The sequence below is a fragment of the Clostridium sp. CM037 genome (assembly GCF_055081095.1).
Map to the genome: position 1 here is coordinate 335,653 of NZ_CM143650.1, position 14,348 is coordinate 350,000.

The 14,348-nt window shown below is 32.5% G+C and carries 10 protein-coding genes, 1 tRNA gene, 1 rRNA gene and 1 other annotated feature (1 of these 13 running past the window's edge); all 12 genes read left to right on the plus strand.

From position 1 onward, the window contains the following. The first annotated feature begins 104 nt into the window (after positions 1 to 104). Positions 105 to 1,499: a tRNA lysidine(34) synthetase TilS gene (gene tilS / locus ACWJKP_RS01775; protein WP_318038340.1), complete on the plus strand. Its 1,395-nt coding sequence runs from the start codon at positions 105 to 107 to the stop codon at positions 1,497 to 1,499. A gap of 2 nt (positions 1,500 to 1,501) precedes the next feature. Then, on the plus strand, positions 1,502 to 2,038 hold the full coding sequence (hpt, locus tag ACWJKP_RS01780; RefSeq protein ID WP_165412324.1) for a hypoxanthine phosphoribosyltransferase: 537 nt from the start codon (positions 1,502 to 1,504) through the stop codon (positions 2,036 to 2,038). A gap of 88 nt (positions 2,039 to 2,126) precedes the next feature. Beyond that, positions 2,127 to 3,962, plus strand: a complete 1,836-nt coding sequence (ftsH, locus tag ACWJKP_RS01785) for an ATP-dependent zinc metalloprotease FtsH (protein ID WP_165412323.1) — start codon at positions 2,127 to 2,129, stop codon at positions 3,960 to 3,962. A 416-nt stretch (positions 3,963 to 4,378) separates the two neighbouring features. Beyond that, entirely contained in the window at positions 4,379 to 5,158 is a 780-nt protein-coding gene (locus tag ACWJKP_RS01790) for a type III pantothenate kinase (RefSeq protein WP_165412322.1), read from the plus strand. 8 nt (positions 5,159 to 5,166) lie between these two features. After that, positions 5,167 to 6,147, plus strand: coding sequence for a tRNA dihydrouridine synthase DusB (gene dusB / locus ACWJKP_RS01795; protein ID WP_165412321.1), 981 nt, complete (start codon positions 5,167 to 5,169; stop codon positions 6,145 to 6,147). 71 nt (positions 6,148 to 6,218) lie between these two features. Further along, complete coding sequence (locus tag ACWJKP_RS01800) at positions 6,219 to 7,037, plus strand: Rossmann-fold NAD(P)-binding domain-containing protein (RefSeq protein WP_165412320.1); 819 nt, start codon at positions 6,219 to 6,221, stop codon at positions 7,035 to 7,037. Between the two features lie 274 nt (positions 7,038 to 7,311). Then, positions 7,312 to 7,794 (plus strand): transcription elongation factor GreA, encoded by a 483-nt coding sequence (gene greA, locus ACWJKP_RS01805; protein ID WP_165412319.1) that lies wholly within the window; start codon positions 7,312 to 7,314, stop codon positions 7,792 to 7,794. A gap of 153 nt (positions 7,795 to 7,947) precedes the next feature. Then, positions 7,948 to 9,477 (plus strand): lysine--tRNA ligase, encoded by a 1,530-nt coding sequence (lysS, locus tag ACWJKP_RS01810; RefSeq protein WP_165412318.1) that lies wholly within the window; start codon positions 7,948 to 7,950, stop codon positions 9,475 to 9,477. A gap of 158 nt (positions 9,478 to 9,635) precedes the next feature. Next, positions 9,636 to 9,710 (plus strand) — tRNA-Asn (locus ACWJKP_RS01815). A 50-nt stretch (positions 9,711 to 9,760) separates the two neighbouring features. Next, positions 9,761 to 9,926, plus strand: a binding site (T-box leader). Between the two features lie 187 nt (positions 9,927 to 10,113). Next, positions 10,114 to 11,505 carry a glycine--tRNA ligase gene (locus ACWJKP_RS01820; RefSeq protein WP_165412317.1) on the plus strand — a complete coding sequence of 464 codons (1,392 nt, stop codon included), beginning with the start codon at positions 10,114 to 10,116 and terminating at the stop codon, positions 11,503 to 11,505. A 173-nt stretch (positions 11,506 to 11,678) separates the two neighbouring features. Then, on the plus strand, positions 11,679 to 13,055 hold the full coding sequence (murD, locus tag ACWJKP_RS01825) for a UDP-N-acetylmuramoyl-L-alanine--D-glutamate ligase (RefSeq protein ID WP_462961386.1): 1,377 nt from the start codon (positions 11,679 to 11,681) through the stop codon (positions 13,053 to 13,055). 555 nt (positions 13,056 to 13,610) lie between these two features. Continuing rightward, positions 13,611 to 14,348 (plus strand): 16S ribosomal RNA (locus ACWJKP_RS01830) (it continues 780 nt past the right edge of the window).

Here is a 14,348-nt window from a genome sequence, read left to right on the forward strand (position 1 = left end):
AAATATATATTACTAAATGATATAGTAATATGATATAGTGATATGGTATTAAAAAAATATAAACCTCCAAAAAACAGAAAACATTTTAAAAATAAATTTGGGAAGTGAAAATTTTGTCAGAAACAGTTATGGACTTTATAAAAGAGAATTCAATGTTTGATAAGGGAGATAAGGTTATAGTTGCATTTTCTGGTGGACCTGACTCCACGTGTTTGCTCTATATTTTAAACAACTTTAAGGAAGAACTTGGGATTACACTTATTGGTGCACATCTAAACCATTGTCTTAGAGGAGATGAGTCTGATAAAGATCAGGAATATGCAAAAGAAATTTGTGAGAGTTTGAATATAGATTTTTATAGTGAAAAAGTGGATGTACATAGAATTTCAAAGGAAAAGAATTTATCTTGTGAAATGGCAGGACGAGAAGCCAGATATGGATATTTCGAGAAACTTATGGTTAAATTAAATGCTAATAAAGTCGCTTTGGCACATAATGCTAATGATCAAGCTGAAACTATTTTAATGAGGATAATGAGAGGAACGGGTATCGAGGGTATAGTAGGAATAAGACCTGTCCGCGACAAAATATATGTAAGACCCATACTTCGTCTTAGTAGAAAAAAAATAGAGAAATATTGTTTAAGTAATAATATCAATCCAAGAATAGATAAATCGAATTTAGAAAATATTTATGCGAGAAATAAGGTAAGATTAGAATTGATTCCATATATGGAAGAAAATTTTAACAAAGATATAATTAAAACATTAAATCGATTATCAACTATTGTAAAAAAAGACAATGAGTATTTGGAAAATATTTCTGAAAAAGAGTATAAAAAGCATTGTGAGATAGGTCAGCAAAGGGTTATAATAAATAAGGCAGCTTTTGCGGAGCATGAAGCGATTTTAAGTAGGATTATTAGGAGTGCTTTGCTTGCGGTGAATCATAATTTATATAATTTTGAAAAAGTTCATATATATAGTATTATAGAACTTCAAAGACATGGAACAGGTAAAAGTATAATGCTACCTCAGAATATAATAGTTGAAAACTGTTATGGGAATATACATATATATATTTATGTAAAAGCTACTGAAGCTAATAACAATCAGTACTCTCTAAATATAAATCAGGAAAACTTTATTCATTCTTTAAATAAAGTAGTAAAAATTGATGTTAATCCTAAGCTACAATTTACAGAATTTAAAGAAAATGATTGTATTAAGTATTTTGACTATGATAAAATTAAGAAACCAATAATATTTAGGTATAGAAAAGATGGGGATAGATTCATTCCACTAGGTATGAAGGGTAGTAAAAAGATTAAGGATTTGTTTATAGATTTGAAAATACCTAAAGCCCAAAGAAATGCAATACCGTTAATATGTTTTGGGGATAATATAGGTTGGGTAGTTGGATATAGGGTTAGCGAAAAATTCAAGGTTACAAAGGATACTAAAAATATATTGCAGATTAGAATTGGAAGAGAGGAATAAGAATGAACAATGATATTAAAGAGGTAGTATACAGCGAAGATCAATTAAGAGATAAAATTAGGCAAATGGGCGCAAGAATAAGTAAGGATTATTTAGGCAAAGAGCTTATACTAATTGGTATTTTAAAAGGATCAGTCATATTTATGTCAGATTTAGTAAAGCAAATTACAATACCATGTAAAATGGATTTTATGGCAGTTACAAGCTATGGGAATTCCACTAAAACTTCAGGGGTTGTAAAGATCTTAAAGGATTTAGACTTTGAAATTGAGGGAAAGGATGTATTAATAGTAGAGGATATTATAGATTCTGGAGTTACACTTAAATATCTAATGAAGTTACTATCTGCAAGGAAACCTAATAGTTTAGAAATTATATGCTTACTGAATAAACCAGAAAGAAGAACGGCCAATATAGATGTTAAATATTTAGGTTACGATGTACCAGATTACTTCCTTGTAGGATTTGGCCTGGACTATGCAGAGAAATATAGAAATTTACCATTTATAGGAATACTTAAAGAAGAAATTTATAAGTAAATGTGTATAAAATAATATATATATTATTGTCAACTGCTTTTTAATGTGATAAAATTTTAAAGTGAATAAAAAGAAAGGGGGGTTTCTAATGAAGAAAATTTCTAGTGCATCAATCTGGATCGTAGTGTTTGTACTTGTGATTTATGCAGCACTAACCGTACTTGATAGTAGCAAAGATGTTAGCCAAATCAGCGTTAATAAATTCCAAGAATATTGGATTAAAAAAGATATTAAAACTGTTCAGGTAAAAGAAGATAAAACAGTATCAGGAGAACTAAAGAACGGAACACGATATGAAACTATAGTCCCATTGACGAGATTGCTTCAAGTTATGGACCAAAACCCAAATGCAAGCGTTACAGAAACATACTTAAAGCCAGCTAGTATGCCAATGTGGTTAAATGTCTTGCCAACACTCCTTATAATTTTAATGTTAGTGGCCTTTTGGTTTATGTATATGCAGCAATCGCAAGGTGGCGGCGGTGGAGGTAATAGAGGTGTAATGAATTTTGGTAAAAGTAGAGCCAAAATAGCAACGCCAGATAAGAAGAAAGTTACATTTGATGATGTAGCTGGTGAAGATGAAGAAAAGGAAGAACTTGCAGAAGTTGTGGATTTCTTAAAACAACCTAAAAGATACCTAGAAGCAGGTGCAAGAATTCCTAAAGGTATTCTTCTTATAGGACCACCGGGTACAGGTAAGACTTTACTTGCGAGAGCAGTATCAGGAGAAGCAGGAGTTCCATTTTATAGTATATCAGGTTCGGAATTTGTAGAGATGTTTGTAGGTGTTGGAGCTTCAAGAGTAAGAGATTTATTTGAACAAGCGAAAAAAAGTGCTCCTTGTATAATATTTATTGATGAAATTGATGCAGTAGGTAGACAAAGAGGAGCTGGCGTTGGCGGTGGTCATGATGAAAGAGAGCAAACCCTAAATCAGCTATTAGTTGAGATGGATGGATTTGGTGTAAATGAAGGCATAATTATGATAGCCGCAACAAATAGACCAGACATACTTGATCCTGCTCTTTTGAGACCAGGCAGATTTGATAGACATATATTAGTGGGTGCGCCTGATGTTAAAGGAAGAGAAGAAATTCTAAAGGTACATTCCAAAGGTAAACATTTAGCAGAAGAAGTAAAACTTGATGTATTAGCTAAAAGGACACCTGGGTTCACTGGTGCAGACCTTGAGAATTTAATGAACGAAGCTGCACTGCTTACAGTTAGAAATAAAAAAACAGTTATAGAAATGAAAGAGCTTGATGAAGCGGTAACTAGGGTTATTGCTGGACCGGAAAAGAAGAGTAAAGTTATCAGTGAAAAAGATAGAAAATTAACAGCATATCATGAAGCAGGGCATGCTGTAGTAATGAAATATTCTCCATTGTCTGATCCGATTCATCAAATAAGTATTATACCAAGAGGAATGGCAGGTGGGTACACAATGCATCTACCTGAAGAGGATACTGCTTATACTTCAAAACTAAAACTTAAAGATGAAATGGTCGGGTTATTAGGCGGTAGAGTTGCTGAAAAATTAGTATTAAAAGATATTAGCACAGGTGCTAAGAATGATATTGATAGAGCATCGGCTATTGCAAGAAAGATGGTTATGGAATATGGTATGAGTGATGAACTCGGACCAATATCTTTTGGTAATGATCATAATGAAGTATTCCTTGGAAGAGATTTAGGCAAAAGTAGAAACTTTAGTGAAGAAATAGCTAATAAAATAGATTCAGAAGTTAAGATGCTTATCGATGAAGCTTATGGAAAAGCTGAAAAAATTCTTGCTGAAAATGCAAGTAAACTTCATGCAGTGGCTCAAGAACTGTTGTTAAAAGAAAAACTCGAAGGCGTGGATTTTGAGGCTATAATGGCTAAAACAGATTCAGGTGAGATTGATTTAACAAAGATTTAACTTGGTAAAAGACATACAGTGAGTTAGCTGTATGTCTTTTTTATATCATGTAACCAGTAAAGAGAGGCCATTCTAACAGATAGTTTATATTATTGCGATTTACCAAGAAACTTACTGTAATTATATACCAACATTTGATGAGAATTGTGGTATAATATATAGAATTAGCGTTATAGATGTAACTTTCACCGTAACCGTTAATATTGCAGCGACCCAGGAGTTTATTTAATTAAACAAAACTTCTTATAAAGATTTAACTTGACAAATATGTTCAAATTGTTAAAATTAGATTGTTAAATTAGGAACGGTTGAAATTAATATTTTATAATATTGGATATATTATTTTTGTGTTTTTATAATGGCAAAAATATAAAACGACTTGCAAGTTGTTTTAAATTATATAGGTGGTGTATAAAGTGATTTTAGTTTTAGATGTTGGAAATACTAATACTGTTTTAGGCGTTTTTAAGGAAAAGGAGTTAATTGTAGAGTGGAGAATATCTACTGATGCAAAAAAAACTGCTGACGAGTACGGAATTCAAGCAATGCAATTATTTAATCAGAGAAATATAAAAACAGAACATATTAAAGGCGTAATAATTTCCTCGGTTGTTCCCAATAGTATGTATTCACTAGAACATATGATAAGAAAATATTTCGATTTGAAACCAATGGTAGTAGGACCGGGGATTAAGACTGGAATAAATGTAAAATATGATAATCCTAAAGAAGTAGGTGCGGATAGAATTGTTAATGCTGTTTCAGCTCATGAAATTTATAAAAGATCATTAATACTAATAGATTTTGGTACAGCTACAACCTTCTGTGCTATAAGCAAAGAGGCTAATTACTTAGGTGGAACTATATGTCCTGGTATTAAAATAGCTTCTGAAGCACTATTTGAGAGAGCGGCAAAGCTACCTCGGGTGGAGCTTGTAAAACCAGAAACAGTTATATGTAAAAATACTGTTGAAAGCATGCAGTCTGGAATAATATATGGATATATTGGTCAAGTAGATTATATTGTTAATAAAATGAAAAGTGAAATGCTTAGTATGGGAGAAGAAGAGCCTTTTGTAGTAGCTACAGGTGGACTTTCAAAACTAATAACCAAAGAGTCTTCTGCTATTGATGAGTTTCATCCGAATTTAACCTTAGAAGGCCTTAGAATGATTTATGAGAAGAATAGGGAATAGGTGATTTAATGAAAATATCAAATATTAACTTTGAAAACGATGTTTTTTTAGCCCCTATGGCAGGAATTACAGATATTGCTTTTAGAGGGTTGTGCAAAGAATTAGGGTGTGGTCTACTATATACTGAAATGGTAAGTGCTAAAGGGTTATATTATGGAAGTGACAATACAGAATCACTTATGCGAATTTCGGGTCAAGAGAAACCTGTAGCCGTTCAGATATTTGGTAATGATCCTAAGATTATGGCTAGTTCCTGTGAAATTTTCAACGCAAGAAGCGATATATGTATGGTTGATGTAAATATGGGGTGTCCTGTTCATAAAATAGTGAAAAATGGAGAGGGATCAGCTTTGATGAAAAATCCTAAACTAGCGGCGCAAATAATAAAAGAAATGAAAAAGGTTTCAACAAAGCCTGTGACAGTGAAGTTTAGAAAGGGATTTGATTCAAATAATGTTAATGCTATAGAATTTGCTAAATATATGGAGGATGCAGGGATAGATGCTATTGCAGTGCATGGCAGGACTCGCGAACAAATGTATGAAGGCAAGGCTGATTGGGATATTATAAGGGCTGTAAAAGAAAATGTTAAAGTACCAGTAATAGGTAATGGGGACATATTTTCCGTAGAGGATGCTGTCAAAATAAAGGAAATGACTAATTGTGATGCTATAATGATTGCAAGAGGGTCTAGGGGTAACCCATGGATTTTTAGAGAGATTAAGCAGGCAATAAACGGAGAAAAAGTTATATACCCTACTCCTGAAGAAAAAATAGATATGTGTATAAGGCATTTAAATTTAGCTGTAAAATATTATGAAGAAATTAAGGCTGTTAGAGAAATGAGGAAACATACAGCCTGGTATATCAAAGGGCTTAACAACTGTGCTGAAATTAAGAATGAAATTAATACTAAAAATACTTATGATGAGGTAAAGCAGGTACTTTTGGTTTATAAGAATTATTTGAAGACCATAGAAGTAATTTAAAATTAAAACGGGAATTTATATAATTAACACTGAATAAGATAATAGTACATTAATGTATAAGGTGCAGATGTATGAAGCCAATTTTATGTATAACTTCAAATATAGATAATTTATATAATGAATTTGGATTTTTAAGTAAAATTAAAGATAAACTAAAGATGAAAGTAATAAGTAATGAATACATTAAAGAATTAGATATTAAAGTTACGAGTGTAAGGATGCCACCTAATTTTAATAGAAAAGCATATTTAAACAATTTAACTTATGCTAAAAAAATATGTAAATGTAGTGAAGTGCAATTATCGCCAAAAACACTGAGGCCTATGGATTATAATTATTTTAATGAATTTCAAAAGCGATTCTTAGCTTTTAGTGTTATAAAAAGCATGCGACTTATGATTAGAATGAGAAACAAAAGTTTGAAAAATTGCTGCATTGTTATATATGATGCTGTAGAAATAATAAACTATAATATTATTGTGGAATTAGCAAAGCATTGCAAGTATATTGTATTTTTATCGCATGATTTGGTAAAAGCTAGAAAGCTTGCAGATTATATTATCGCTAATTTTGGTGTATCGCCTATTGTTACAGATGATGAACTATATGCTATTAAAATAGCCGATTTTATTGTTTCATCTAAAGATTATGAATTCGGTGATGGGAAATTAGTCTGGTTCTTAGATAATAGTATAAGCACGTCAAAAAATATTATAGCTGTAAATGATGTAAGTTATAATGTGCCTTGGAAAACTTTTAAAGGAGATTTTTCTATCGAACTTTTAGGATCGATATTATGTCAAATGCAAGAAAGTGACATTGAAAAAGCTCTTAAGTATAATGGTATCTATCTTAAAGAAATAAAATTCAACAATAATGTAATATATTAGACTATTTTGTTCGTAACATATTGACAATAGTAACGCTCTGATTTATAATGGCTAAATGGTTACATGTATTGTTATTCTAAGAATAAATCTTAGAACCGATAATTTATCAATTTGAACTAATAGTCTTATATTATATAAATTATATGAAATTACTATATTCCGAGTAAAACAGTATTGTAGTTGGGGTGTAATATGCTAGGGTATTGTTAGTTTATAGTGAATTTTATGGATGTTTACTAATTTATTTAATAAAAATTAAAAAGGGGAGAAATAAATGAGCGTACCAAAACAATATGTAATGACCTATGAGGGAATTACGAAATTAGAGGGAGAATTAGAATTTCTTAAGACTGTCAAGAGAAAAGATATTACTGAAAAAATAAAGGTAGCACTTGGGTATGGGGACTTAACCGAAAACTCAGAGTACGATGAAGCTAAAAATGAACAAGCATTTGTTGAAGGTAGAATAATACAATTGGAAAATATGCTTAGAAATGCAAGTGTTATAGATGAAAACGATATTGAAATAGATGTAGTAAGTATAGGATCTATAGTTAAGGTTAAGGATTATGAGTTTGATGAAGAAGTTGAGTTTTATATAGTGGGTTCAGCAGAAGCAGATCCAATGATAAATAAAATATCGAATGAGTCGCCAGTTGGATGTGCACTCGTTGGTAAGAAATCAGGAGCAATTATAGAAGTTACAGTTCCAGATGGTGTTGGTAGGTATGAAGTATTGGAAGTGCGACGTGGGTAATTGTTTAAAAATTATTTGATTTTTATAGAACATAGGGGTACTTAACAATTTATAATTGGTAGGTGCCCTAAAGAAATATATACATAGAAGAAATATGGCAGAATAAATGATTAGTAATTATTTTCTGACCTGGGGAAAACAGGAGGGATATTAATGTCAAACGAAAAAAATAATGAAGAAAAAAGCGAAGAGAAAAACTTGCATGAACTTGAATCTAAATATAATGAACAGGTAACCATAAGACGACGAAAATTATCTGCCTTAAAAGAAGAAGGCAAAGATCCATTCGATGTGTACAAAGTTGAAAGAACTCATACATCACAAGAAGTTAAAGAAAATTTTGAGAAATTAGAAGGCGCTCAGGTTATTGTAGCAGGTAGACTTATGTCTAAAAGAGTTCATGGTAAGGCTGGTTTTTCTGATATTCATGATAGATATGGTAAAATACAACTATACATAAAAATAGATGATGTAGGCGAAGAAAAATTAAAAGAATATAAAAGTTTTGACATAGGAGATTTTGTAAGCATAACTGGTACACCTTTTGTTACAAAAACTGGTGAGATATCACTACATATAGTAGATTTTCAGCTTATAGCGAAGGCTCTAAAACCACTTCCAGAAAAATGGCACGGATTAAAAGATCCTGATTTAAGATTTAGGCAAAGAGAAGTAGATATAATAATGAACCCACAAGTAAGAGATACGTTTATGAAGAGAATATCAATAATTAAATATATCCGAGAATACTTAGATAACAAAGGATTTTTAGAAGTTGAAACTCCGATTTTATCCACAGTAGCAGGAGGAGCCGCAGCAAGACCATTTAGTACTCATCATAATGCGCTTGATATTGAGATGTATCTTAGAATTGCAACAGAGTTATATTTAAAAAGACTTATTGTTGCTGGTTTTGAAAAGGTATATGACATGGGTAAAAACTTTAGAAACGAAGGAACAGATATAAGACATAATCCAGAGTTTACAATGATAGAATTATATGAAGCTTATGCAGATTATAATGATATGATGGAAATTACGGAAAATATGATAGCTTACGTTTGTGAAAAGGTTCATGGAACTATGAAAGTAAATTATCAAGGAACTGAAATAGATTTTACACCACCATGGAGAAGAATTACTATGGTAGATGCAGTAAGAGAATATTCAGGTGTGGACTTTGATAAAATAACTACTAATGAAGAAGCTAGGGTTATAGCTAAAGAAAAGCATTTACAATTTAAAAAAGAATTAGAAAATTGCTCAAAAGCAGATATATTAAATGAATTATTTGAAGTATATGTGGAAGAAAAACTAATTCAACCAACATTCTTATGTGATTACCCTGTAGAAATATCACCTCTTACAAAGAAGAAGAGAGGGAATGAAGAGTTTACAGAGAGATTTGAAGGCTTTGTGTTTGGAAGAGAAGTGTGTAATGCATACTCAGAGTTAAATGATCCAGTAGTTCAAAGAGAGAGATTTATGCAACAAGCAAAGGAAAGAGAACTGGGTGATGATGAGGCTTATTTAATAGATGAAGAATTTATGAGCGCATTAGAAACAGGAATGCCACCAACAGGAGGCCTGGGTATAGGAATTGATAGAATGGTAATGTTCTTAACGGACTCTTATTCAATAAGAGATGTTATCCTATTCCCTACAATGAAACCAATTCAGTAATTTAAAAAAATGAAAGGGATATTTTAGTTAATCTAAAACATCCTTTTTATTTTTTTAGCGTAATCATCAGTACTTAAAATCATGAAATTTAAATAAAAAAGAAAAAACTATTGAATTTTTAATGGTATATGTTATAATGTTGTTGTAAGCAATAATAATCCGCGATAGCTCAACGGTGGAGCACTCGGCTGTTAACCGATAGGTTGAAGGTTCAAATCCTTTTCGCGGAGCCATTTTTTATTTTTGGAACTCAATATTATGAAAAATCTAATGTATAATAAAATAATTCACTGTGATAAAGAAGAGTAGTAGTAGTACTTCATAAGAGAGGTTGTGGCTGGTGTAAACAATCAAAGTATTATTGTGAAAGGAACTTTTGAGTGTATAGAACTTAAAGTAGGGCATGTGCCAATAAGGGTGGAACCGCGGAAATAATTTTCGTCCCTTGGGGTATAGTCTTTTTTTTGTACGTAAAATAAAACAGCATGCCTTTATGCTGGTGCGATGAATTGAATTGGTTATATTTGGGGCAAACAGGAAAGAATACAAGATATAATATTAATATATTTGTAATGACCATTGAGAAGTATATAAAACGAGATATCATTAGATTATAAAAAAATAGGAGGGATTAATATGACAGTTGAAAAAAGTATGGATAAAATAGTTGCGTTATGCAAAAACAGAGGGTTCGTATTCCCGGGATCTGATATATATGGAGGGCTCGCTAATTCGTGGGATTATGGTCCCCTGGGAGTTGAATTTAAAAACAATGTTAAAAAAGCCTGGTGGAAAAAATTTGTTCAAGAAAGTCCATATAATGTAGGCGTAGACTGCGCTATACTTATGAATCCGGAAGTATGGGTTGCGACGGGTCACGTTGGAGGATTTTCAGATCCACTAATGGATTGCAAAGATTGCAAAGCTAGATTTAGAGCGGATAAGTTAGTGGAAGACCATATGACAAATCAGGGAGTAGAAGTAGCTACTGCTGATGGATGGTCAAATGAAGAGTTAAAAGAATATATAGCAAAAAATGAAATAGTATGTCCTAAATGTGGAAAGAAAGACTTTACTGATATTAGAAAATTTAATTTAATGTTTAAGACTTCGCAGGGGATAACAGAAGATGGAAAATCAGAAATATATTTAAGACCAGAAACGGCTCAGGGTATCTTTGTAAACTTTAAAAATGTTCAAAGAGCTTCAAGAAAAAAAGTTCCATTTGGAATAGGCCAAGTAGGAAAGGCTTTCAGAAATGAAATAACACCAGGGAATTTTATTTTTAGAACTAGGGAATTTGAGCAAATGGAATTGGAATTTTTCTGTAAACCAGGTACAGATTTAGAATGGTTTGCATATTGGAAAGAGTATTGTGCTAATTTCTTATATAATTTGGGAATGGAAAAGAATAATTTAAGATTTAGAGACCATGGAGAAGAGGAATTATCTTTCTATAGTAATGCTACTTGTGACATAGAATTCTTGTTCCCTTTTGGATGGGGAGAATTATGGGGTGTTGCTGATAGAACTGATTATGACTTAAAGAAACATATGGAACATTCAGGGAATGATTTAAGTTATCTAGATCCTATTACTAATGAAAAATATGTACCATATTGTATAGAACCTTCTTTGGGTGCAGATAGAGTTGTTCTTGCATTCTTAGTTAATGCATATGATGAAGAAGAACTTGAAGGTGGAGACGTAAGAACAGTGCTTCATTTACATCCGGCACTTGCACCATTTAAGGCGGCTATTCTACCTTTAAGTAAAAAATTATCAGAGAAATCGCTCGAAGTTTTTGCTATGCTAGGTAAAAAATTTAACGTAGACTATGATGAAACCGGAAGTATAGGGAAAAGGTATAGAAGAGAAGACGAAATAGGAACCCCATACTGCATAACTGTAGATTTTGATACGTTAGAAGATAATACTGTAACAATTAGAGATAGAGATACAATGGGTCAAATAAGAGTAAGTATAGATGATTTAGAAAAGTTTATAGAAGAAAAACTACAATTTTAAATTGGAATAGTTAGTTTGGTTTAGAGAATGGCGTATAGTATATAATGAGGCTCGAGTAGGCTGTGGTTATACTATGCGTTGTTTTTTTATAGAATAAATCTAAAAAATTGTAAAATAAATTTGTAAAATAAATAATATAATATAAAGTATATGGAGATTACATGGAGGGTTATATGAAAAAGGATTTCAATGAATTTAAGGAATTTATAAAAGGAAAAAAAGTTGGAGTTGTAGGTATAGGAGTTAGCAATATTCCTTTAATACATTTTCTAGTGAAGCTTAAGGCAGTTGTTACAGCTTTTGATAAAAAAACTTATAGTTTACTGGGAAAGGTAGCAATAGATTTTGAAGAAGAGGGCGTGAAGCTGGTATTAGGGGAAGATTACTTAGATGATCTAACGGGGTTTGATGTTATTTTTAAAACACCATCTATGAGAGTAGATAACCCTGCTCTTTTGAAAGCAAAAAAAGAAGGAACATATATAACTTCCGAAATGGAGGAGTTCATAAAATATTGCCCGGCTAAAACTTACGGCGTAACTGGTAGTGATGGAAAAACAACTACAACTACAATAATATATAATATATTAAAAAAAGAAGGATATAAAACTTGGGTTGGAGGCAATATTGGAACACCACTGTTCGCAAATATTGAAGAAATAACCAAAGAGGATAAAGTAGTATTGGAATTGTCGAGCTTTCAGCTTATGACTATGACGGTTTCTACAGATGTAGCAATAGTAACAAATCTGAGTGTGAATCATCTAGATATTCATAAGGATATGGAGGAATATATAAATGCAAAGAAGAATGTGTTTATATATCAACGTGACGGTGATCTGATTGTATTAAATAAGGATAACGCGTTAACTTATGAATTAAGAAAAGAGGTTAAGGGAAAAGTTAAGTATTTTAGTGTATGCGAGAAACTAGAAGATGGTGCATATTTTCAAAATGATAAATTATTCATTATGAACAAGGTAGTATGTAATCTTGAGGAAATAAAGCTAAAAGGGATGCATAATGTGCAAAACCTATTAACTGCCTTTTGTGCAACTCAAGATGAAGCAACAGTTGCGAGCATGAGAGAAGTGGCTACCACTTTTATGGGGGTACCTCATAGGGGTGAATTCGTGAGGGAAGTAGATGGAGTTAAATATTACAATGATTCAATAGCATCTACTCCAACTAGAACTATAGCAAGTCTCAAAGCTTTTGAAAAGCCTGTTATATTAATTGCAGGAGGATATGATAAAAAAATACCGTTTGAACCTTTAGCAGAAGAAGGCTACACAAATATTAAAACACTAATATTAGTGGGTGACACTAAATATAAAATAAAAGAAGTTTTTGAGCGTATGTCTAAAGAAAATGAAACAACTTTGCAGATTATACTTGCTGAAAATTTTAATGAAGCAATTTTTACAGCTAAAGTAGTTGCTAAACCTGGTGATATAGTGACGTTGTCACCGGCATGTGCAAGTTTTGATATGTTTCAAAATTTTGAAGTAAGAGGTAATAAATATAAGGAAATAGTAATGACATTATAATAAAAGACATTTTCATGTTCATTAAATAGGAGCTTTGGTAAAAAAGATTGTTTTTACCGGGGTTTTTATTTTATAGTCTATAGGTGCTAAATGCGTAACAAATGTTCCAAGCGTATCATTATGAGTAAAACGGATTATATGGTATAAATAAGCATATATATGGAAACAAATTGATATAATAGATGATTATGAACAAATGGTTAGTTATACATATGATATTATATTAATTGTCGCTGGAACATACAGTTATAAATTAACTTTAAGTGCACAGTGATGAAAGAAAAATTCATTATCAAATATTTTTTAAAGTAGTTGACAATGATGAAAAAAAGAATTATAATAGTAAAAGTCATCAAATGATGACAAAGCAAGTTGGTCTTTGAAAATTAAACAGAGAAATAGGTAAAGATAGCGAAATAATATTTCGTTAAACCAGTTAATTACTTTAGTATAAAGTAAAATTTAGTCGTAAGACTAAAAAGTATGTAATGAGCTTGCGTAACAACTTAACAGTTGTCGCAGATTAATCATTTCAACTAAAAAAGTGTAAACTTTTAAATTGAGAGTTTGATCCTGGCTCAGGACGAACGCTGGCGGCGTGCCTAACACATGCAAGTCGAGCGATGAAACCCTTCGGGGTGGATTAGCGGCGGACGGGTGAGTAACACGTGGGTAACCTGCCTCAAAGAGGGGAATAGCCTCCCGAAAGGGAGATTAATACCGCATAATATGTTTTGGTCGCATGATCGAAACATCAAAGGATTTTTCTTCGGAAAATTCCACTTTGAGATGGACCCGCGGCGCATTAGCTAGTTGGTGAGGTAACGGCTCACCAAGGCGACGATGCGTAGCCGACCTGAGAGGGTGATCGGCCACATTGGAACTGAGACACGGTCCAGACTCCTACGGGAGGCAGCAGTGGGGAATATTGCGCAATGGGGGAAACCCTGACGCAGCAACGCCGCGTGAATGATGAAGGCCTTCGGGTTGTAAAGTTCTGTCTTCTGGGACGATAATGACGGTACCAGAGGAGGAAGCCACGGCTAACTACGTGCCAGCAGCCGCGGTAATACGTAGGTGGCAAGCGTTGTCCGGATTTACTGGGCGTAAAGGATGCGTAGGCGGACATTTAAGTCAGATGTGAAATACCCGAGCTTAACTTGGGTGCTGCATTTGAAACTGGGTGTCTAGAGTGCAGGAGAGGTAAGTGGAATTCCTAGTGTAGCGGTGAAATGCGTAGAGATTAGGAAGAACACCAGTGGCGAAGGCGACTTACTGGACTGTAACTGACGC